The 20,165-nt window shown below is 71.1% G+C and carries 26 protein-coding genes; 19 read left to right on the top strand and 7 right to left on the bottom strand.

Annotated elements, in window-relative coordinates:
• Positions 1-11: 11 nt before the first annotated feature.
• From OGH68_RS16920 to OGH68_RS16910, 3 genes are all read right to left on the bottom strand, one after another.
• Entirely contained in the window at positions 12-992 is a 981-nt protein-coding gene (locus OGH68_RS16920; RefSeq protein ID WP_264244929.1) for a S1C family serine protease, read from the bottom strand.
• A gap of 384 nt (positions 993-1,376) precedes the next feature.
• Positions 1,377-2,408, bottom strand: a complete 1,032-nt coding sequence (locus OGH68_RS16915) for a LacI family DNA-binding transcriptional regulator (RefSeq protein WP_264244927.1) — start codon at positions 2,406-2,408, stop codon at positions 1,377-1,379.
• 23 nt (positions 2,409-2,431) lie between these two features.
• Complete coding sequence (locus tag OGH68_RS16910; protein WP_264244926.1) at positions 2,432-3,211, bottom strand: response regulator transcription factor; 780 nt, start codon at positions 3,209-3,211, stop codon at positions 2,432-2,434.
• A gap of 241 nt (positions 3,212-3,452) precedes the next feature.
• On the opposite strand from OGH68_RS16910, the gene OGH68_RS16905 reads away from it, so the two are divergent.
• The 8 genes from OGH68_RS16905 (at position 3,453) to OGH68_RS16875 (ending at position 8,628) form a co-directional block, all read left to right on the top strand.
• Entirely contained in the window at positions 3,453-4,283 is an 831-nt protein-coding gene (locus OGH68_RS16905; protein ID WP_264244924.1) for an alpha/beta hydrolase, read from the top strand.
• Between the two features lie 45 nt (positions 4,284-4,328).
• Positions 4,329-4,583, top strand: coding sequence for a MoaD/ThiS family protein (locus OGH68_RS16900; protein WP_264244922.1), 255 nt, complete (start codon positions 4,329-4,331; stop codon positions 4,581-4,583).
• Between the two features lie 10 nt (positions 4,584-4,593).
• Positions 4,594-5,850, top strand: a complete 1,257-nt coding sequence (locus tag OGH68_RS16895) for a hypothetical protein (RefSeq protein ID WP_264244921.1) — start codon at positions 4,594-4,596, stop codon at positions 5,848-5,850.
• Positions 5,851-5,976: 126 nt separating this feature from the next.
• Positions 5,977-6,669, top strand: coding sequence for a DUF2993 domain-containing protein (locus OGH68_RS16890; RefSeq protein ID WP_264244919.1), 693 nt, complete (start codon positions 5,977-5,979; stop codon positions 6,667-6,669).
• Positions 6,670-6,862: 193 nt separating this feature from the next.
• Complete coding sequence (locus tag OGH68_RS36435) at positions 6,863-6,946, top strand: Ms5788A family Cys-rich leader peptide (protein ID WP_353850233.1); 84 nt, start codon at positions 6,863-6,865, stop codon at positions 6,944-6,946.
• A 147-nt stretch (positions 6,947-7,093) separates the two neighbouring features.
• Entirely contained in the window at positions 7,094-7,933 is an 840-nt protein-coding gene (locus OGH68_RS16885; protein ID WP_264244918.1) for a sulfurtransferase, read from the top strand.
• 29 nt (positions 7,934-7,962) lie between these two features.
• A complete protein-coding gene (locus tag OGH68_RS16880) occupies positions 7,963-8,250 on the top strand; it encodes a DUF1416 domain-containing protein (RefSeq protein ID WP_264244916.1) in 288 nt (95 codons plus the stop codon).
• Positions 8,251-8,361: 111 nt separating this feature from the next.
• Positions 8,362-8,628, top strand: coding sequence for a DUF3099 domain-containing protein (locus tag OGH68_RS16875; RefSeq protein WP_264244914.1), 267 nt, complete (start codon positions 8,362-8,364; stop codon positions 8,626-8,628).
• Here OGH68_RS16875 and OGH68_RS16870 read toward each other — a convergent pair.
• Positions 8,622-8,984: a DsrE family protein gene (locus OGH68_RS16870; RefSeq protein ID WP_264244912.1), complete on the bottom strand. Its 363-nt coding sequence runs from the start codon at positions 8,982-8,984 to the stop codon at positions 8,622-8,624. The genes OGH68_RS16875 and OGH68_RS16870 overlap by 7 nt on opposite strands.
• A 106-nt stretch (positions 8,985-9,090) precedes the next feature.
• On the opposite strand from OGH68_RS16870, the gene OGH68_RS16865 reads away from it, so the two are divergent.
• The 6 genes from OGH68_RS16865 to OGH68_RS16840 all read left to right on the top strand — a co-directional run bounded on the left by OGH68_RS16865 (position 9,091) and on the right by OGH68_RS16840 (position 13,919).
• Positions 9,091-9,939 carry a hypothetical protein gene (locus OGH68_RS16865; protein WP_264244911.1) on the top strand — a complete coding sequence of 283 codons (849 nt, stop codon included), beginning with the start codon at positions 9,091-9,093 and terminating at the stop codon, positions 9,937-9,939.
• Positions 9,936-10,712 (top strand): hypothetical protein, encoded by a 777-nt coding sequence (locus OGH68_RS16860; RefSeq protein ID WP_264244910.1) that lies wholly within the window; start codon positions 9,936-9,938, stop codon positions 10,710-10,712. The genes OGH68_RS16865 and OGH68_RS16860 overlap by 4 nt, the downstream gene beginning before the upstream one ends.
• Positions 10,709-11,641, top strand: a complete 933-nt coding sequence (locus tag OGH68_RS16855) for a hypothetical protein (RefSeq protein ID WP_264244908.1) — start codon at positions 10,709-10,711, stop codon at positions 11,639-11,641. The genes OGH68_RS16860 and OGH68_RS16855 overlap by 4 nt, the downstream gene beginning before the upstream one ends.
• A gap of 246 nt (positions 11,642-11,887) precedes the next feature.
• Positions 11,888-12,460 carry an FABP family protein gene (locus tag OGH68_RS16850; protein ID WP_264244906.1) on the top strand — a complete coding sequence of 191 codons (573 nt, stop codon included), beginning with the start codon at positions 11,888-11,890 and terminating at the stop codon, positions 12,458-12,460.
• 40 nt (positions 12,461-12,500) lie between these two features.
• Entirely contained in the window at positions 12,501-12,938 is a 438-nt protein-coding gene (locus tag OGH68_RS16845; protein ID WP_264244904.1) for a Fur family transcriptional regulator, read from the top strand.
• Between the two features lie 9 nt (positions 12,939-12,947).
• The gene (locus tag OGH68_RS16840; protein ID WP_264244903.1) at positions 12,948-13,919 is read left to right on the top strand and encodes a YgfZ/GcvT domain-containing protein; all 972 of its coding nucleotides are present in this window, start codon (positions 12,948-12,950) and stop codon (positions 13,917-13,919) included.
• 21 nt (positions 13,920-13,940) lie between these two features.
• Here OGH68_RS16840 and dtd read toward each other — a convergent pair whose 3' ends face one another.
• Complete coding sequence (gene dtd / locus OGH68_RS16835; RefSeq protein WP_264244902.1) at positions 13,941-14,378, bottom strand: D-aminoacyl-tRNA deacylase; 438 nt, start codon at positions 14,376-14,378, stop codon at positions 13,941-13,943.
• A 168-nt stretch (positions 14,379-14,546) separates the two neighbouring features.
• Here dtd and OGH68_RS16830 point away from each other — a divergent pair, with 168 nt between their 5' ends.
• From OGH68_RS16830 to OGH68_RS16820, 3 genes are all read left to right on the top strand, one after another.
• A complete protein-coding gene (locus OGH68_RS16830; protein ID WP_264244901.1) occupies positions 14,547-15,158 on the top strand; it encodes an AmfC protein in 612 nt (203 codons plus the stop codon).
• 69 nt (positions 15,159-15,227) lie between these two features.
• Positions 15,228-16,208: an asparaginase gene (locus OGH68_RS16825; RefSeq protein ID WP_264244900.1), complete on the top strand. Its 981-nt coding sequence runs from the start codon at positions 15,228-15,230 to the stop codon at positions 16,206-16,208.
• 76 nt (positions 16,209-16,284) lie between these two features.
• Positions 16,285-17,529, top strand: coding sequence for a GNAT family N-acetyltransferase (locus tag OGH68_RS16820; RefSeq protein ID WP_264244898.1), 1,245 nt, complete (start codon positions 16,285-16,287; stop codon positions 17,527-17,529).
• Positions 17,530-17,588: 59 nt separating this feature from the next.
• Here OGH68_RS16820 and OGH68_RS16815 read toward each other — a convergent pair whose 3' ends face one another.
• Positions 17,589-17,774 carry a hypothetical protein gene (locus tag OGH68_RS16815; protein ID WP_264244896.1) on the bottom strand — a complete coding sequence of 62 codons (186 nt, stop codon included), beginning with the start codon at positions 17,772-17,774 and terminating at the stop codon, positions 17,589-17,591.
• Between the two features lie 146 nt (positions 17,775-17,920).
• Here OGH68_RS16815 and OGH68_RS16810 point away from each other — a divergent pair, with 146 nt between their 5' ends.
• Entirely contained in the window at positions 17,921-18,799 is an 879-nt protein-coding gene (locus OGH68_RS16810; protein WP_264244894.1) for a winged helix-turn-helix domain-containing protein, read from the top strand.
• A gap of 24 nt (positions 18,800-18,823) precedes the next feature.
• Here OGH68_RS16810 and OGH68_RS16805 read toward each other — a convergent pair whose 3' ends face one another.
• Complete coding sequence (locus OGH68_RS16805) at positions 18,824-18,991, bottom strand: hypothetical protein (protein ID WP_264244892.1); 168 nt, start codon at positions 18,989-18,991, stop codon at positions 18,824-18,826.
• Positions 18,992-19,214: 223 nt separating this feature from the next.
• On the opposite strand from OGH68_RS16805, the gene OGH68_RS16800 reads away from it, so the two are divergent.
• On the top strand, positions 19,215-20,141 hold the full coding sequence (locus tag OGH68_RS16800; RefSeq protein ID WP_264244891.1) for a GntR family transcriptional regulator: 927 nt from the start codon (positions 19,215-19,217) through the stop codon (positions 20,139-20,141).
• The last annotated feature ends 24 nt before the right edge of the window (positions 20,142-20,165 follow it).

Below are 20,165 nucleotides of genomic sequence, written 5' to 3'. Positions count from 1 at the left end.
CTCGCACGCGCTCAGTTGCCGTCGCCGGAGCGGAGGCTGTCCAGGTCGGCCTTGACCGTGTTGACCGGGATCGCGAAGCCGAGGCCGACACTGCCGGCCGTCGAGCCGGTGGCGGAGCTCGGCGAGTACATGGCGGAGTTGATGCCGATGATCTCGCCGTTCATGTTGATCAGCGCGCCGCCGGAGTTGCCGGGGTTGAGGGAGGCGTCGGTCTGGATCGCCTTGTAGGTGGTCGTCGAGTCGCCGGTGTCGCCGTTGAACTGCTGCCCGCCGAACTCGAAGGGCCAGGTCTGCCGGGGGTCCTGCTGCTGCGGCTGCTCCTCGTCCTTGGCGACGGTGACGTCCCGGTCGAGGGCGGAGACGATGCCGCTGGTCACCGTGCCGGTCAGGCCCTCGGGCGAGCCGATCGCGACGACCTCGTCGCCGACCTCGACCTTGCTCGAGTCGCCGAGCGCTGCGGCCTTCAGGCCGGACGCGTCCTGAAGCTTGACCAGGGCGAGGTCCTTGCCGGGGTCCGTGCCGAGGACGTCCGCCTCGTACGTCCTGCCGTCGCTGAGCCGCACCTTGATGCTGTCGGCGCCGGAGACGACGTGGTTGTTGGTGACGATCTCGCCGTCCGACGTGATGATCACGCCGGAGCCGGTGGACCGGCCGGTGTTCGACGTGGCGTTGATCTCGACGATGCTCGGCGAGACGGCCTGGGCGACGCCGGCGACGGTCCCCTTGCTGCTCTGCGAGACGTTGGTGCCGGTCGCGACGGGGCTGGAGCCGCTGCCGCCGGTGTCGCCGGCGAGCTCGCCGACCAGCGCGGAGGTGCCGCCGCCGATGGCCGCGGCGACGATCGCGACGGCGGCGATCAGCGCGACGGGGCGCTTGGCCCTGGCCCGGTGCGCGGGGGGCGCGGGGGGCACCGGCGACACCGGGGGTGCCGGGGTGTAGGGAGGCGGCGGGGGATAGGCGTGGGTGTCGCTGCGGTGAGAGTTGTCCGTCATGGGAACGACTGTCGGGGGCGTAGATGAGAACGGTCTGAGGCGGTGCTGAGAAGCCCGACAGAACCGTGTATGCCCCTTATAAAGGGTGCGGTCGCGGGACGCGGGCTGTTCCCCCACCCCGCCCGCCCTTCCCGAAACCGGGCTCCGCCCGGATCCGTACCCCGGTGCCGCGCTCCCGCGGTGGCCCCAAACGCCGGCCGGGCTGGGTTTCGCTCCGCGAGATCAGCCTCGCCGGCGTTTGAGGCGCGGGGGCCCGGGGGCGGAGCCCCCGAAACACCGCGCGGAGCGCGGTGTTTCGGGGTCCGGGGCTTGCCCCGGTTTCGGGAAGGGTCGGGGTGGGGGACAAGCCCGCCGCAGGCGCCCCGCCCGCTCAGCGCCCCCCCGTTAGACCGGCGTCCCGCACCCGCAGGACCGGCGGATCACCAGGCCCGACGGGAACAGCTTGACCCGTTCGCGCCGCGACCCCGCCACCCGCAGGCCGTCGTCCAGGACCAGGTCGACCGCCGCGCGGGCCATCGCCGGGCGGTCGGAGGAGATCGTCGTCAGGGGCGGGTCCGTCAGGGCCGCCTCCTTGACGTCGTCGAAGCCGGCCACCGCCAGCTCGCCGGGTACGTCTATCCGCAGCTCACGCGCCGCCCGCAGGACGCCGAAGGCCTGGTCGTCCGTGGAGCAGAAGATCGCCGGCGGCCGGTCCGGACCGGACAGCAGCTTCAGCGCGAGCTGATAGGCGTCGTACCGGTTGTACGGCGCCTGGAAGAGCCGGCCTTCCACAGAGCGCCCCGACTCGAGCATCGCCCGCCGCCAGCCCTCGACGTGGTCGGCCACCGGGTCGCCGACCGACGGGGTCGACTCGACGCCGCCGAGACAGGCGACGTACGCGTGCCCGTGCTCCAGCAGGTGCCGGGTGGCGAGCTGCGCGCCGCCGATGTCGTCGGTCACGACCGCGACGTCGTCGATCGCCTCGGGGCGCTCGTGCAGCAGCACGATCCGCGCGTCCCACGCCTCGATCTCCGCCGCGGCCCGCTCGCTCATGCCCTGGCTGACGAGGATCAGTCCCGAGACCCGCATGCCGAGGAAGGCCCGCAGATAGTGGACCTCGCGCTCGTCGCGGTAGTCGGAATTGCCGACGAGGACCATTTTCCCGCGCTCGGCCGCCGCCTGTTCGACCGCGTGTGCCATTTCCGCGAAGAACGGCTGCCGGGCGTCGGGCACGATCATGCCTATGAGGTCGGTGCGCCGGGACGCCATCGCCTGGGCGACCCGGTCGGGCCGGTACCCCAGTTCCTTGATCGCTGCGAGTACCCGCTCGCGCGTGGCCGGGGCGACCGGCCGGGGTCCGTTGTTGATGACGTAGCTGACGACCGCGGTCGAAGTCCCCGCCAGTCGCGCCACATCGTCCCGCGTCACCTTGGCCACGCGCGAAGTCTACGCGGGGTGACCTACCTCTGGGCAGGGCGTACGGCTGCTTCCTCGACGCCGGAGCCGTCCTCCGTACGGGCTACCGTCTTCGCCGCCTTCGCCTTGGCCTCCTCGGCCGCGCGTTCGACCTTTTCCGGGGCGACGAATCGGTAGCCGACGTTCCGGACGGTTCCGATGAGCGACTCGTGCTCCGGGCCGAGTTTGGCGCGCAGCCGCCGCACATGGACGTCCACCGTGCGCGTACCACCGAAGTAGTCGTATCCCCAGACCTCCTGCAGCAGCTGCGCCCGGGTGAAGACGCGGCCCGGGTGCTGCGCGAGGTATTTGAGCAGTTCGAATTCCTTGAAGGTCAGGTCCAGGACCCGGCCCTTGAGTTTGGCGCTGTACGTCGCCTCGTCGACCGACAGGTCGCCGTTGCGGATCTCCATCGGCGAGTCGTCGGAGGTGATCTGCCGGCGTCCCGTCGCGAGCCGCAGCCGCGCCTCGACCTCCGCGGGTCCCGCCGTGTCGAGGAGTACGTCGTCGATGCCCCAGTCCGCGGTGACGGCCGCGAGGCCGCCCTCGGTGACGACGAGGATCAGCGGGCAGCCGAGGCCGGTGGACCGCAGCAGCTGGCACAGCGACCGCACCTGCGGCAGGTCGCGGCGGCCGTCGACGAGGATCACGTCGGCCCCGGGGGTGTCCACGAGGGCCGGTCCCTCGGCGGGGGCCACCCGTACGTTGTGCAGGAGCAGCCCGAGGGCGGGGAGCACCTCCGTAGACGGCTGGAGTGCGTTGGTGAGGAGCAGCAGAGAGCTCATCGCCTCTCACCTGCCCTGTTCGTCCTGCGTGCGGCGGGTCGGCCTGGCTCGTCGGATCGCTCGTCCATGACGTCGGTTCCTCCTCGGTCCCTGCGAGGACGTGCACTGCTTCGTACGGCGGCTCTCTCGCGCCGGAGAGCCTTTGTGAGGCTTTGTTCACCAGCCTGTAACAACGGCCGGAAAACACAAAAGGACCCGGGGGCTGCTTTGCCCGGATCCTCTGCCCAGCAGAATAGCCCACATGAGTTCCGCGGGAGAGGGCCGTTTTCACACTGTGGACGTATCAAGGATCACTTCCGGACCCCGGCGCGCAACTCTGACGACGTCGGACGGGGTCCGTATCGAGGCGTTCCACGAGCCGTCCACGGCCGGTCCGACGGACACCGCGATCGTCGTCGCGCACGGTTTCACCGGTTCGGTGGACCGGCCCGCGGTGCGCCGCGCCGCACGGACCTTCACGCGGTACGCGGCGGTCGTGACCTTCTCCTTCCGGGGCCACGGCCGCTCCGGCGGGCGGTCCACCGTGGGCGACCGTGAGGTGCTGGATCTGGCGGCGGCCGTCGAGTGGGCGCGTTCCCTGGGCTACGGGCGGGTGGTGACGGTCGGGTTCTCGATGGGGGGCTCCGTGGTGCTGCGGCACGCGGCGCTGTACGGCTCACGGATGCACGAGGGGCGCACCGAGGCACGCACGGACGCGGTCGTCTCGGTGAGCGCGCCCGCCCGGTGGTACTACCGGGGTACGGCCCCGATGCGGCGCCTGCACTGGGTGGTGACCCGGCCCGCGGGCCGGGTCGTCGGCCGCTACGGGTTCCGTACCCGTATCCACCACCGGGACTGGGACCCGGTTCCGCTGTCCCCTGTGGAGTCCGTGCCGCTGATCGCGCCGGTGCCGCTGCTGATCGTGCACGGCGACAGCGATCCCTATTTCCCGCTCGACCACCCGCGGATGCTGGCCGCCGCCGCCGAGGAGGGGGCGGCCGAGCTGTGGCTGGAGCCGGGCATGGGGCACGCGGAGAACGCGGCTGACGAGGCGCTGCTGCGCCGCCTGGGCGCCTGGCTCACCGCCGGATAGCCCATCATGGTGAGCGGCGCGCACACGAACGAGAGGAGTGCCGCTATGGCAGCGGGAACCATCCGCTACTGGGCCGCGGCCAAGGCGGCGGCCGGGGTCGCGGAGGAGCCGTACGCGGCCGGAACCCTCGCGGAGGCGCTCGACGCGGTCCGCGAGCGGCACCCGGGGGAGCTGACGCGGGTACTCCAGCGGTGTTCGTTCCTCGTCGACGGTGCCCCGGTCGGGACCCGGAGTCATGAGACCGTACGGCTTGCCGAGGGCGGCACGGTCGAGGTGCTTCCGCCGTTCGCAGGAGGGTGAACCGCACAGCATGAGCAGCGATCAGCAGTACCCGTACGGGCAGCCGCCGTACCCGCACCCGCAGTCCCACGAGGAGCCGTACGCGCAGCAGCCGCAGGCCGCCGACGACGCGGCGCAGACCTGGCAGGGCGAGACGTGGGACACCCAGTACCAGCCGGTCCTGCGCCCGGAGCAGCCCGCGACGGACGCTCCGGCGGCGTACGGGCGGACCGCGTGGCCCGCGGACCCGGCGGCGTACGGGCAGGGCTCGATCGGCCAGGCGTACGGGGAGAGTGCGGCCGGCCAGGCGCACGGTGCGGCACATGCCTCGGCGCACCAGGCGCACCAGGCGCCCCCGGGGAACGCCGCTGACGGGACCGCGTATCTGCCGCCGGTCTCTCCCAGGTCGCTGCCGCTGCCGCCGGAGGCCGCCGCCCCCGGCCGCACCTCCGGCGCGGCGCGCGAGACGCCCGGGCCGCAGTCCGTGGCCGACGCCGGGTACAGCGCGCCCACGGTCGGCGGCAACGCCAGGATCACCGACGCGCAGCGCGCCCGTGCCGAGGGCCGCTCGCCGGTCATCGCCCCGGGCATGCAGCCCGCCGGGCTGACCGCCGTGCTGGCCCTGCTGCTCGCCGGTGGCGCTGCCGTCGGGCCGTACGCGCTGCTGGTGCCGCTGGTGCTGCTCCAGGCGGTCACGGCGGCAGGCTGGTTCCGGCTGAACGGCATGTGGCCCGCCCGCCAGGGCATCGCGCTCGCGTTCCTCGGCGGTGTCGCGGCCGACGCCGCGCTGCTCGCCTCGGGCGAGGGGAACGCTGCCGTCGCGATCATCGGTGCGCTCGGCGTGTGGGTGCTGCTGACGCTCGTCCTCCAGCTGCGCAGCCGTGCCGGGGCGGACGAGCGGATGTACGGGCTGATGGCGACCGTCTCCTCCGCGGCCTTCGCCATCCTCGCGACCGGTCATCTCGCCGCCGTGGACGACGCGGTGGTCGTCGCCGCGCTGGCCGTCGCCGTGGCCACGCTCGCCCGTGCGCTGCCGCTGCGCGGGATCGGCTCCGTCGTGCTGTCCCTGGTGGCGGCCGCCGGTGCGGGCATCGCGGCCGGCCAGGTCGCCGGCATGGGCGCCGACGGAGCCCTGCTGGGCATCGCGGCCGGCGGGTGCGCGCTGATCGGCCTGCGCGTCGCGAGCTACGACTACCCCTCCCGCTTCGTCCACATGACGGCGGGCGTGGCGCTTCCGCTGACGGCGGCGGCTCCGGCGGTGTATCTGATCGGCCGCGCGCTCGCATAGCCGCCGGTCCGGCGGGCAGGTTCGGAACCATCGGCGTCCGCCGGGCGTCGATCAATGCGCAGGTGTCGTCCGGACTGGTCCAGGCCACGGACGTCGTGGTCAGACAGGTGGGGGGACACCGAACACATGCGTGCACTGCGAATACTGCTGGTCGTCGCCGTCGTTCTCGGTGCTCTCTTCGTCGTGGCCGACCGGATCGCGGTCAACATGGCCGAGTCGGAGGCGGCGGAGCGGATCAAGGTCCAGGAGGGGACGGCCGACTCGACGGACGTGTCCGTCAAGGGCTTCCCGTTCCTGACCCAGGCGATGGACAGGGAGTTCGACGAGGTCGAGATCCGGCTCATCGGCATCGAGACCAGCGCGGCGGGCCGGCCGGTGCGGATCGACGAGATGACCGCCGACCTGTTCGACGTCCGGGTGGGCGAGGGGTACGCGACCGCGACCGCCGCGCGGGCCGAGGGCACCGCCCGGATCACCTACGAGGACCTCACGAAGGCCGCCGACGACGATGTCACCGTCACCTACGGCCAGAACGGCAAGGTGAGGGTGACCGGTTCGGTCACGCTGCCCCTGTTCGGGAAGATCACCCGCAGTGTCGTGTCGACCGTGACCATCGTCGGCGGGGACACGATCCGGGTGCGCGCCGACAAGGTGCCGGGCGAGGGGATCCCCGGGCTCGAGGGGGAGATCCGCAAGAAGACGGACTTCGACCGGAAGCTGGGCGGGCTGCCGGCGGGCCTGACGCTGGAGAAGGTCGAGGCCACACCCGAGGGCGTCGTGATCACGGTCACCGGCAAGGACGTCGAACTGGCGGGCTGAGCCCGATGGGAACCGCATCGGCCGCATGGTGAGACGAACACGTCCGCCGAGCAGGAGGATGTGTGCCCCAGGTCACTCGGTACGCCTTCCCGTGGGCCTCCCGGCCCGTGCGGGTATCGCATAGTGGACGATCGCGTCTCAACATACGACACGCCGGTGACACGGTGCCCGACTCGTCCCTACGATCGGTCCCATGAAGCAGCGACAGGCGGATCTCACGAAGCGGCGGGCAGTTGACCTGTGCCGCGTCGCCGCCATGCTCTGTCGCCCTGTCTGAGCGGGAGCACTGCCCCGTATCCCCTGGCCCTTCGACCGTTCGTCAGGGCCGCCCCGTGCTGATCGACGCCGTTCCGCGTACCCGCACACCCCCTGCGCACAACCCCTCGCGCACCACCGCCGCACACTGCCCCGGAGGAGAACCACCATGAGCCGCAGCGACGTCCTGGTAGACGCCGACTGGGTCGAGGCCCACATCGACGACCCGAAGGTCGTCATCGTCGAGGTCGACGAGGACACCTCGGCGTACGACAAGAACCACATCAAGAACGCGATCCGGATCGACTGGACCAAGGACCTCCAGGACCCGGTCCGCCGTGACTTCATCGACCAGGAGGGCTTCGAGAAGCTCCTGTCGGCCAAGGGCATCGCGAACGACTCGACCGTCGTCCTCTACGGCGGCAACAACAACTGGTTCGCCTCCTACGCCTTCTGGTACTTCAAGCTCTACGGCCACGGCGACGTCCGCCTGCTGGACGGCGGCCGCAAGAAGTGGGAGCTGGACTCCCGCGACCTGGTCGCGGAGGTGCCGGTCCGTGAGGCGACCGAGTACAAGGCCAAGCCGCAGGACAAGTCCATCCGCGCTTTCCGTGACGACGTCGTCGCCGCGATCGGCAGCCAGAACCTCGTCGATGTGCGCTCGCCCGACGAGTTCAGCGGCAAGCTGCTCGCCCCGGCGCACCTCCCGCAGGAGCAGTCGCAGCGCCCGGGCCACGTGCCCAGCGCCCGCAACATCCCGTGGTCCAAGAACGCCAACGACGACGGCACCTTCAAGTCCGACGAGGAGCTCAAGGCCCTCTACGAGGACGAGCAGGTCGACCTGTCGAAGGACACCATCGCGTACTGCCGCATCGGCGAGCGCTCCGCGCTGACCTGGTTCGTACTGCACGAGCTCCTCGGCCAGGAGAACGTCAAGAACTACGACGGCTCGTGGACCGAGTACGGCTCCCTCGTCGGTGTGCCGATCGAGCTCGGTGCCAACAAGTAACCCGCCAGACCTTCCCGTAGGAGAGCAGCATGTGTGGAGCGCAGGCCGGCGGCCCGGACGCCTCGACGATCAAGCCCGGTGAGACCACGATCCAGGGCCAGGTGACCCGCGACGGCGAGCCGGTGACGGGCTACGTCCGTCTGCTGGACTCGACCGGTGAGTTCACCGCGGAGGTCCCGACCTCCGCGACCGGACAGTTCCGTTTCTACGCGGCCGAGGGCACGTGGACCGTGCGCGCCCTCGTCCCGGGCGGCACGGCGGACCGTACGGTCGTCGCGCAGACGGGCGGCCTCGCCGAGGTCGCGATCGCCGTCTGAGTCCGTTGACCGGCCGAAGGGCCGCACCTCCTGGGGGTTGGACGCTTACCGGGAACGAGGTGCGGTCCTTCGGTCGTACCCGGCGCCGTGTGGCGGTCGTACGCTGAAGGCATGTACGCGCGACGGCGCCGCAACTACTTCCTGATGATGGGCGGATGCCTCGTCCTCTTCGTCTCCGCCTGGGCCGTCGTGCGGCTGTGGTCCGTGCCGGCCGCCGTCGCCATGTGTCTCGTCGCCATGGTCATTCCGCCGGTCGCCGCGATGGTCGCCAACCGGCGGGGTCCTGAGGACCGCTGGTGGGACGACCCGTCGGGCGACCCGAAGTCCGACGAGTGGTGGGACGAGCTCGACGGCAAGCGGCGGCCGCCGCGTCAGTAGACGAGGGCCTGCACGCCCTCCGGCATGATCTCGCTGACGAACACCTGCGCGCCCGCGATCCGTACGCCGTCGAGGACGTCCTTCTCCGTGATGTCCCGGCGCGCCGCGCACTGGGTGCACAGCGTGATGAGTCCGCCCGCCTGGATCGACTCGATCAGCTCCGGCAGCGGCGCGGCGTGCGGCAGCTCGAACTCGGCAGCGCGTCCGGGCAGTGCGAACCACGCGGACTCCCCGGTCAGCCACAGCGAGACCTCCACGCCGCTGGCCGCGGCCACGGCCGCGACCGTGAAGGCCTGGGAGCAGCGCTCGGGTGCGTCGGCACCGGCGGTCACCTTGATCACGAGCTTCTTCGCCATATGCCGAACTGTAATGCGCGCCGCTACAACCATGGTCGTCCGGGCGTGGTCTGCCCTGTGCGCGCGGATACGGAATCCGTGCCTCAGGTCTCAGGGGGGACCCCTTTTGGACACGCATGCCGACAACGTGCCGGCGGACCCGGCACCCGACACGCCACCGGCGGCCCCGATACCGGTCCCGGTCCCGGTCGACGAACCGGAACCGGCCGCAGCCGCCGTACCCGCCGGACCGGTGCGGACGCGCCGTCGCGGCCGGACGACGCTGCTGATCGCCGCAGCCGCGGTGCTCGGTGCCGTGGCGGGGACGGTCACCGGTTACGCCGTTCAGTACCACCGCGAGCCCACGCCGCTGCCGGCCCTCTCGCAGCCGGACATCAGGACGCCGAAGCCGGTCCAGGCGAACCGGAACACCACGGCACGGTCCATGTCGGTGAACCGCTGGGTGAAGACCGACGGTGATCTGCGGCAGCTGCTGCTCCCGAAGCCCAAGGGCGCGAAGCACGAGCAGAAGCCGGACTGGGAGGACCTGTACTCGTTCGCGACCTGGTTCGAGTACGAGGGCGAGATGTTCCAGGACCTGGCCATGAACGACTTCCGCCGGTCCGCGACCGTCAGCTGGTCGAAGGGCGGCAAGGTCTACGTCGACATCAGGCTGGTGCAGTTCCGGGAAGCCGTCCAGATCAACGCGGAGAGCTTCGGTGAGGGACAGCAGTCCTATCTCGGCGAGGACGACTGGGCGGGCAACGAGGGCGAGCCGATCCCCGGCAGCGCGAACGGCCGCACCTACATATTCGACGAGCCTCACCGCGAGCCCGGTTACGAGCCCTTGTACGAGGGCATGGCGGTGGCCTGGCGCGGCGACATCGTGATGCTGATCACCTATAGGAACAACTCGGGGCCGATCGACGAGAAGGATTTGAAGTCGCTCGCCAAGCGTCAGTTGGAGCGGTTGTGACAGAGCAGGCAGAGCAGATGGATCAGGCAGAGGCGCAGACGGTCCCGGGGCGGTCGCGGCGCCGCTACCCCGTGAGGCTTCTGGCGGCGGCCGTGGGCCTGGCGGTCGTCGCCGGCGCCGGGGTCTGGGGCCGGTCGGCACTGGCCGGCGCGGACCGCACCGCCCCGACCGTCCTGTGGGCCGCTCCCGCCGAGGACCCCAACCTCGACGTCCCGCCCCTGGAGCCCACCGGCCTGGCAGCCCAGCTGCTGCCGGTGCCGGGCTTCTGGTCGCTGGGACCGGATGTCGACGAGTACGGAAACGACAGCGTGCTCGGTGCGGAACGAGCGGTCGCACTGCTCAAGCAGGGGTCGCGCGGTCTGCCGAGCGCGCAGCGCAAGCGGCACGACAAGGCCGTCGAGAAGCTCCGTATCAAGGGCCTCGCCGCCCGCAGCTACCGCTCGGCGAGCGACCAGTTCGTCGTCGAGACCCGGCTGACCCAGCTGGAGAACACCAAGGCCGTGACCGACATCGCCGCGTTCCAGAAGGAGCTGGCCGACACGCTCGGGGTGTTCCGCAAGGGCCCGAAGATCGAAGGCCACCCGAAGGCCAAGTGCTATCTGATGCCCGAGATCGACGATCTCGAGCTGGACGCCATGATGTGCACCGGTCATGTCGGCGAGGTGCTCGTGACCATGAACGCCTACGGCACGAAGCCGCTGTCCACGAGAGGGGTCGCGGACATGGTCCGCGACCAGCTCGACCACATCGCCTCGCCCGGGGAGTCCGTGTGACCGACGTCAACGTCCCTACGACAGCGTCGGAGCCCGAGGGAGCCGCCCCGGCGGACGACGCCGCATCGCCGCCACCCGTGCCGGGCACGGAGCCCGCGCTGCCCGCGCCCGGCACGGAGCCGGCGGACGCCGCGCCGTCCGCCGGTCCCGTGCCGCCCGCGCCCCGGGACCGGCGGAAGCTGCGGGCCGTGCTGCGGTGGACGGCCGCCGTGGTCGTCTTCGCGGCGGTCGGCACCGGTACCGCCTTCGGCATCGCCGCGCAGGAGCGCACCGACGTACCCGGTCTGTCGACGCTGAGCGACGGACGATGGGAGTACCCGAAGCTCTCCAGGCCGAAGCTGCCGGCCGGCGCCCCGCTCCCGCTCGTGCAGGAGAACCCCGGCGAGATCCACTACGCCGACCTGGAGCCGCTGCTGCTCCCGGCGCCGGCGGGCAGCAGGCCCGACCGGGACCTGGGCGGCGAGCGCAGCCGGGTGCCGGTCGACCGGTTCCTGGAGGAGTACGGCGCCGACCACCGCGAGGCGATGCGCGAGCACCTCACCGAGGGCGGCCTGCGCCACATCGCGGCGCGCGGCTGGTCGATGCCGGACGGCACGTCCGCACGGATCCACCTGCTCCGGTTCCACACCTCGGCGCTCGCCGGCTACTTCTTCGAGGCGCAGATGGGAGGGGCTCCCGACACGACGCTGCGGCCGGCCGGTGTCGAGGAGATGTCCTCGTTCGACACCGCCTACGGCAACGAGGACGAGATCGCCTCGACCGAGCGTTACGTCTACGACGAGGCCGAACCCCGCGGTCCGGTGCACGTCAGGCACGCCTACGTCACGGCCGGTGACACGATCGCCCTGGTCGTGGTCTCCCGCAAGGGCACCGCGCCGCTCGTCCCCTTCCACCAGACCGTGGTCCTGCAGAACCAGCTCCTCGGCTGACCGCCACACACGGGCCCTCGCGGAACGGGCCGGAACCCGGCGCACTAAGCTGGGGTCCGGCCCGCTTTTGCCTTCACGCTCATTCGAGGAGCACCCGTGATCGTTTTCTTCGAAGCTCTGCTGGTTCTGGTCTGCGTCGGCGTCCTCGCCTTCGCCGGTCTGACCGTGAAGAAGCTGTACCAGGGCCAGCGGTAGTCACCAGCCGTCCGCACCACCCGAGACCCCTAGAGATCGACAGAGCTGCTCATGATCGAGATCCCGTCCGACCTCAACCCGGACCTCGTCCCCCTCGCCTTCCTGCTGGGCACCTGGGAGGGCGCGGGTGTTTCGGACTTCCCCGGTGCCGAGAAGTGCAACTTCGGCCAGTCCGTGACCTTCAGCCACGACGGCCGGGACTTCATCGAGTACGTCTCGCACTCCTGGGTCCTCGACAACGAGGGCAACAAGGTCAAGCCGCTGGAGAGCGAGAGCGGCTACTGGCGGATCGACAAGGACCGCAAGGTCGAGGTCGTCATGGTCCGTGACGAGGGCGTCGTGGAGATCTGGTACGGCGAGCTCGCCGACCAGAAGCCGCAGATCGACCTGGCGACCGACGCCGTCGCGCGCACCGCGGCCTCCGGCCCGTACAGCGGCGGAAAGCGTCTGTACGGGTACGTCAAGAGCGACCTGATGTGGGTCGGCGAGAAGGCCACCCCCGAGGTGCCGCTGCGTCCGTACATGTCGGCGCACCTGAAGAAGGTCGTCACGCCCGAGCAGGTCGAGTCGTGGGCCAAGGACCTCGGCGACCTGCCCGACGACGGCATCGCGTTCTTCAAGTAGTTCCTCGAGTGGGCGCGGGCCCGCCGCCTACACTGGGGGCGTGGTGAGCACCGACTGGAAGAGCGATCTGCGGCAGCGCGGCTACCGGCTGACCCCGCAGCGCCAGCTTGTCCTCGAGGCCGTCGACACCCTCGAGCACGCCACCCCGGACGACATCCTCGGCGAGGTGCGCAAGACCGCGTCCGGCGTGAACATCTCCACCGTCTACCGGACGCTGGAGCTGCTCGAGGAGCTGGGCCTGGTCTCGCACGCCCATCTCGGGCACGGCGCGCCCACCTACCACCTCGCCGACCGGCACCACCATCTCCACCTGGTGTGCCGCGACTGCACGGACGTGATCGAGGCGGACGTCGAGATCGCCGCGGAGTTCACCGCCAAGCTCCGCGACACGTTCGGCTTCGACACGGACATGAAGCATTTCGCGATCTTCGGCCGCTGCCGCGAATGCACCGTGAAGGCGGTACGGGCCGAGTCGTAGGCTGGGGCCATGTCACCGACCAGCCCTCTGTTGTCCCTGCCCGGCGCGGTCCCTGCCGAAGGACGTGACGAAGGGGTCGCCGCGCACTACGGCGACCTGTTCCGTGAGCAGCGAGCCCTAGCCGACGGCAAGGGCTTCGTCGACCTGTCGCACCGCGGTGTCATCACGGTCAGCGGCGAGGAACGGCTGAGCTGGCTGCATCTGCTGCTCACCCAGCACGTGAGCGAGCTGCCCCCCGGGCAGGCCACCGAGGCGCTGATCCTCTCAGCGCACGGCCACATCGAGCACGCGCTGTATCTCGTCGACGACGGCGAGACGGTCTGGGCGCACGTCGAACCGGGCACGCGGGAGGCGCTTCTCGCCTACCTGGAGTCGATGAAGTTCTTCTACAAGGCCGAGGTCGCCGACCGCAGTGACGACTTCGCCGTCGTCCACCTGCCGGCCGGGTCCATCGCCGAGGTCCCGGACGGTGTCGTCGTACGGGAGACCGCGCACGGGCGGGACCTGTTCCTGCCGCGCGCCGACCTCGAGGCGTACGCACACCGGGCCGGACCGGCCGCGGGGATCCTGGCGTACGAGGCGCTGCGGGTGGAGAACCACCGGCCGCGGCTCGGCTTCGAGACCGACCACCGCACCATCCCGCACGAGCTGGGATGGATCGGCAGCGCCGTGCATCTGCAGAAGGGCTGCTACCGCGGCCAGGAGACCGTGGCGCGCGTCCACAACCTGGGGAAGCCGCCGCGCCGTCTGGTCTTCCTGCACCTGGACGGCAGTGAGGTGCACCTGCCCGTGCCGGGGACCCCGGTCCGCCTCGCCTCCGAGGGCGAGGAGGGCCGCCAGCTGGGCTTCGTCACGACGTCCGCCCGCCACTACGAGCTGGGGCCCATCGCTCTCGCGCTGGTGAAGCGCAACGTGCCGGTGGACGCCGAGCTGCGGGCCGGGGACACGGCCGCCGCTCAGGAGACGGTCGTCGAGCCCTGACCCCGGCCGTCCCCCTCCGCCTCACACTTCGATCAGCACGGTGAACGGGCCGTCGTTCGTGAGCGAGACCCGCATCTTCGCTCCGAACCGGCCCGTCTCCACCTGCGCGCCGAGCGCCCGCAGTTGCGCCACCACCTCGTCGACGAGCGGCTCGGCGACCGGGCCGGGCGCCGCCGCGTTCCAGGTGGGGCGGCGGCCCTTTCGGGCGTCCCCATAGAGGGTGAACTGCGAGATCACCAGCAGGGGCGCGTCCACGTCCGAGCAGGACTTCTCATTCTCGAGCATACGAACCGACCACAGTTTCCTGGCCAGTTGGGCCGCCTTCTCCTCGGTGTCCTCGTGGGTGACCCCCACCAGCACACACAGCCCTTCGCCGGTGATCTCACCGACGGTTTCCGGTCCCGACTCGCCGGGCACCACGACGCTCGCGCCGTCCACCCTCTGTACCACTGCTCGCATGGAGAGCAACCTATAGGGGCCGTCCGGGCCGCCATTCAGGGCCGAACGGGTGCGATGCGACTGCATCAGGGCGTATCGGAGTGGCACCATGCACCAAGGCGGTGCAAACCCCTCGGCCCTTCGGGCCCGGGGAGCCCGTGCACCGGTCGAGGGGACGGACATACGCACATGACCACTTCTGGCACCGGGCAGTCGCTCGGTCCCGTACCGATCAGTCTGCCGCAGGGCGTCGCGACGGCACGGCCGCCGCGGCAGCGCGGCGGCGCGGAGCTGCCCGAGCATCCGCAGCACGATCTCACCGCACTGCGCCTGCCCGAGCTGCGCACACTGCGCCGCGACTCGCAGCGCGACGAGGCCGACCTGAGCTATGTGCGGAGGCTGGTTCAGGGCCGCGTCGACATCCTGCGGGCCGAGCTGGCCCGCCGCAGCGACCCCGGGGCGAAGGGCACACCGGTGGTCGACCGGCTGGTCGGCGACCGGCTGTTCCTCGCCGACGCGCCGTCCCGGCGTGGTTCCTCGGCGCGTCACGTCACGCTCTCCACGCCGCGCGGCGAGGAGTACCGGCGGCTCGCGTCCGAGATGCTCGACGAGGTCGGCCTCTCCGACCTCGAGGCCCGCACGGACGAGGAGCTGCGGTCGGCGATGGCCCGGCTGCTCGGATACGAGGAGCAGGTGTCGCACCGACGCCGGCTGCTGCAGCGGACCGCCGACGATTGCAGTGCCGAGATCGCCCGCAGGTACCGTGAAGGCGAAGCTCAAGTCGACGACCTGCTCACCTGAGGCTTGCCGAGGCCCTTCCCGCCGCGGCGATCCCTCCGGCGCGGGTCCCCTGCCCCCGGAAGGCCGCCGATGTCCTCCTCGTCCTCTTCCAGCACCACCGCCGTACCGTCGGCGCCGCCGGTCCTCGCCGAGGTGGTCCGCTCCGGCTTCGTGGAGGGACACCACAGGGGCTCGCTGGTCGTCCTCGCGCCCGACGGCAGCGTCGAGCTGGCCGTCGGCGACACCGCGCTGCCCGTCTTCCCGCGCTCGTCCAACAAGCCGATGCAGGCCGCGGCCGTCCTGCGCGCCGGTCTCGACCTCGACGGGGAGCGCCTGGCGCTCGCCGCGGCCAGCCACTCCGGCGAGGGCTTCCATCTCGATCTCGTACGCAAGATGCTGGCCGGACATGGGCTCACGGCGGACGAGCTGCAGACCCCGCCCGACCTGCCGCTGGACCCGGTGGAGGCCGAGGCGTACCTGGCCTCCGGCCATGCGCGCGACAAGGTCGCCATGAACTGCTCCGGCAAGCACGCGGCCATGCTGGCGGCGTGCGCCATGAACGGCTGGGACCGTACGAACTACCTGGATCCCGCGCATCCGCTCCAGCAGCTCGTCCACACGGTGGTCGAGGAGGCGGCGGGCGAACCGGTCACCGCGGTCGGCACCGACGGCTGCGGCGCCCCGCTGATGGCCCTCTCGCTGACCGGTCTGGCCCGCGCCTTCCGGCACTTCGTGCTCGCCGCGCCCGGCTCGGCGGAGCGCCGCGTCGCGGACGCGATGCGCGCCCACCCCGAGTACGTCGCCGGTACGCGCCGCCCCGACACCTGGCTGATGCGCGAGCTGCCCGGCACGCTCTCCAAGATGGGCGCCGAGGCGGTGCAGGCGGTCGCCCTGGCCGACGGCCGGGCGCTGGCGTTCAAGATCGACGACGGTGCCACCCGGGCGCTGGGCCCGGTGCTGGCGCGGACGCTGCGGCTGATGGGCGTGGACTCGCCCGTGGTCGACCGGATCGGGCACATGCCGCTGCTCGGCGGTGGCGTGGAGGTGGGCTCGATCCGGGCGGCGTTCTGAGTCCGGTTCCCGCGGTGCGCCGCGGCGGGCGAAATCCGGATGCGGTACGCCCGCGGGCCCGCCTAGCGTGACAGCCATGACCGTCGAAACGCGCCTGATCACCGAGTCAGACTACCCCGACTGGCTCAGGGCGCTCTCCACCGGCTTTCTGCGGCCACCGGTGTTCACCGACGAGGAGATCGCCACGCGCCGGGCGAGCATGGACCTCGGCCGGGTCAGGGGCGCGTTCGACGAGGGCCGGTGCGTGGCGACGTACCGGTCCTTCGCCCAGCAGCTCACCATGGCCGGCGGTGCCCGGGTGGCGGCGAGCGCCGTCTCGAACGTCACCGTCTCACCGACGCACCGCCGCCGCGGTCTGCTCAGCCGGATGACGGAGGCCGAGCTGGCCGACGCCAAGGAGCGCGGCGAGAGCGTCTCGACCCTGATCGCCGCCGAGTACCCGATCTACGGTCGCTACGGCTACGGCCCGGTCACCACGACCACCGAGTGGTCCGTCGACGTCCCCCGCACCGGCCTGGACCCCCGCTGGTCGGGCCCGGACGACGGCGGCCGCGTCGACCTGGTCGACGGCACGGACGTACGCAAGCTCGGCCCGGAGCTGCACCAGCGGTTGGCGGCCGTACAGCACGGTGCGGTCGACCGCGACGAGCACTGGTGGCGGGTCAACACGGGGGCGGTGCGGATGCCGGCGTTTCCGTGGACGGAGCCGTTCTACGCGGTGTACCGCTCGGCGGCCGGCACGGTCGAGGGGCTGCTGACGTATGTGGCGGACGACAAGTGGGGCGATGCCAAGCAGCCCCTCAACACCGCCACGGTGCGGGACATGATCGCGCTTACTCCGGCCGCGGAGCGCGCCCTGTGGCACTTCGTCTGCTCGGTCGACTGGATCACCACCGTCCGCACCGGCAACCGTGCCCCCGACGACCTGCTGCCCCATCTGCTGCCCGACCCGCGCGCGGCGCGCGTCGTCACCCAGGCGGACTTCCTGTGGCTGCGGCTCCTGGACGTCCGGGCCGTGCTGGAGTCCCGTACGTACCCGAGTTCCGCGCACCTCGTCCTCGACGTCCGGGACTCCTCGTCCCTCGCCGCCGGGCGCTTCCTTCTCGACGCGTCCCCGTCCGGCGCGGCGTGCGTGCCGTCGTCGCAGTCGCCGGACCTGACGCTGGACGTGCGGGAACTGGCGACGCTCTGCCTGGGGGACGAGCCCGCGAGCCGTCTCGCGGCCCTCGGGCGTATCGACGAACACCGTCCGGGCGCGGTCGCCCTGGCGGACACGCTGTTCCGCACGGGGCGGCGGCCCTGGTGCCCGGACGTGTTCTGAGGGACCCGTTCCGAGGCGGCCCGGTGCGAGGGGCGGTGTGCCGGCGCCGGCTCTGCCGCTCATGCTCCTGCGGTCAGGGCCGGGGCCACGAGCAGAAAGCCGCCGACGGCGGTGCAGGTCGCGGCCCAGGGGGCGTTCTCGTTGCCGGGCTTCAGTCCGAGGCCCAACAGGGCGAGGCCGAGCGCGGCGGTGACGCCGAAGCGCCACTGCACGTACTGCTCGACGATCAGGGATACGAGTGGCACGCCTGTCTCCTTGCAACTCAACGGGTTTGCAGGGGCAGTCAGCCAAGTTGGCGGCCAACTCATTGAAGTTGTCCCCAGTTGGTCAAGATTGATAAACAACCAGCTGGTAACTGACGCCAGGTCGTGCGAAGTTGTAGCGTTCAGCTGTGACCCACGAGCAACAGGCAGTGACCGCCAAGGGGAAGCCCTCCTACGGCCAGGTGGCAGACGTCCTGACCGAGCGCATCCGCACCGGTGAGCTGAGAGCGGGTGAGCGGATGCCGACGCAGGAGCAGCTCGCGGCCGAGTTCGGTGTCGAACGGCGCACGGTCCGGCAGGCGCTGGACCTGCTGCGCGACGCGGGTCTGCTCACGGAGGGCGGCAAGGGTGCGCCCGCCCGGGTCTCGGTGCCGCCGTCGCGGGACGCGGAGGAGACGCCCAGGACGACGGCCGCGGCCCTGGGGCCGCGCCTCGTCGAGGCGTTCGAGGCGCCGAATGTGCGTGTCGACGCGATCTGTCTCACCACGGAGACCCTCAACCAGGCTCTTGCCGAGCCGCTGCGGCGCGTGCAGGCGCGGGAGATCACGCCCCACAGTGTCCGGGTCCGGGTGCTGGTGCCGGCCAGTGATCTGAATCTGGCCTTTCCGCGCCCGGCGGAGCAGTCGGTGAACGGTGACGAGGTGCACCGGCACTGGCTGTCGCGTCGTGACGGGCACGGGCGCGTACTGATGCTGAGTCTGCGGGCGCTGGCGACCCGCGGCATCGAGGTGGAGGTGACGCTGCGGACGCTGCCCTTCACCCCGCCCGTGAAGCTCTATCTGCTGAACGGCGCGGAGGCGCTCTTCGCGTACTACGACGTCCACGAGCGTACGGAGCGCATCGCCGGCACGGAGTCGAGGATCTTCGACGCCTTGGGCAGCGACTCGACGCTGTTCCCCTTCGAGTCGGGCGGGGGCAGACGGGACCAGGCCTTCGTGGCCCAGTCCCAGTCGTGGTTCGACAGCCTCTGGGGGACCCTGGCCGTCGACGCGGTGCTCGACGCCTGACCGGTGCGCCGGGCGCCGGAGCGCTCAGGCCCCCGGGCCGACGGCCGGCGCCATCAGCAGCAGGCCGCCGACACCGGCGCAGGCGGCGTTCTCCGTCTTGATGCCGACCGCGAGCAGCGCCAGCCCCAGGGCGGCCACGAAGCCGTACCGCAGCTGCACGTACTGCTCGGCGAGGAGGGTGATCACAGGCATGGGTCACTCCTTCGAGGGAGGGTCGCCGGGCTCGCACGCCGTTGTGCAGGCAGGCTGACAACTGTGCCGGACGGTAGGTCAACTGCCTTACAAATTGAACTGGTTGACCTGTATTGGTGATGCCCTCAAGGTGCCTGGTCGCAAACTTGTCTGGTTGCTTGTTTCTTGTCCGTTCGCTGCGAGGTATCTCTCCTTGGCTGTACGTGAGTTGTAAGGTTGCCGGGTGACGAGTCATGGATCTGTCCCGCGCGACCACACACACAGGTACCTGTCGCTCGCCGACACCCTGCGCAAGGAGATCAACGACGGGACGCGCCGCCCCGGCGACCGGCTGCCCACGCAGAGCGAGCTGGTGTCGCGGTTCGGCGTGTCGCGGGCCACGGTGAACAGGGCCTTCGACGTGCTCAGGAACCAGGGCCTCATCGAGTCGCGGCAGGGCAGCGGCACGTTCGTCACGCGTGGCGAGCACAGCATTCCGGCGCAGACCGGCGCCGGTGACGGCGAGGAGGTCTGGGCGGTCGTCTCGGAGCGCGTCCCCCCGGTGGTGCTCGCGCCGTACCTGGAGGAGGCGTTCGAGGCCACCGAGGTCACCCTCGACGTCTTCTCGATGACCACGGAGACGCTCGCGGCCAGGGTGTCCGCCCAGAAGACCCGGATCACGGACGGCGAGATCCAGCCGCCGCGCAGCATCCGCGCCCGGCTGATGCTTCCCGACACCGAATCTCCCGACCTGGCGATCCCGCGGCTGAAGGACGGCCGGGACGATCCCCGCGTACGGCGCCGTCTGCGCAACATCCTCCAGGCCCATGCCTCGATGCTCACCCAGTCGCTCTACGAGCTGCGCGACCGCGGCCAGGTGCAGGAGGTCTCCGTCGAGGTGCGCCTCGTGCCCTTCGCGCCGCAGCTCAAGCTGTACATCCTCAACCGCAGACTGGCCCTCCAGGGCTTCTATCCGCCGGAGCTGGGGACCATCACCCTCCCTCCGGACGGTGAGGAGGTGACCATCCTCGACGCGTACGGCACCGGGGCGACCCTCTTCCCCTTCCGTGCCGCCGCCGACTCCACACCCGAACAGGTCGGCATCGTGCGGGCTCTGCAGAATTTCTTCGATTCGATGTGGAACCACCAGGCCACGAGGGCGGACTTCTGACCGTGCCACCTGTCACGACATCTC

This window comes from Streptomyces peucetius (assembly GCF_025854275.1).
Classification (GTDB): Bacteria; Actinomycetota; Actinomycetes; order Streptomycetales; family Streptomycetaceae; genus Streptomyces; species Streptomyces peucetius_A.
Note: the sequence above shows the minus strand (reverse complement) of the source record. Positions and strands in the feature narration are given on the sequence as shown.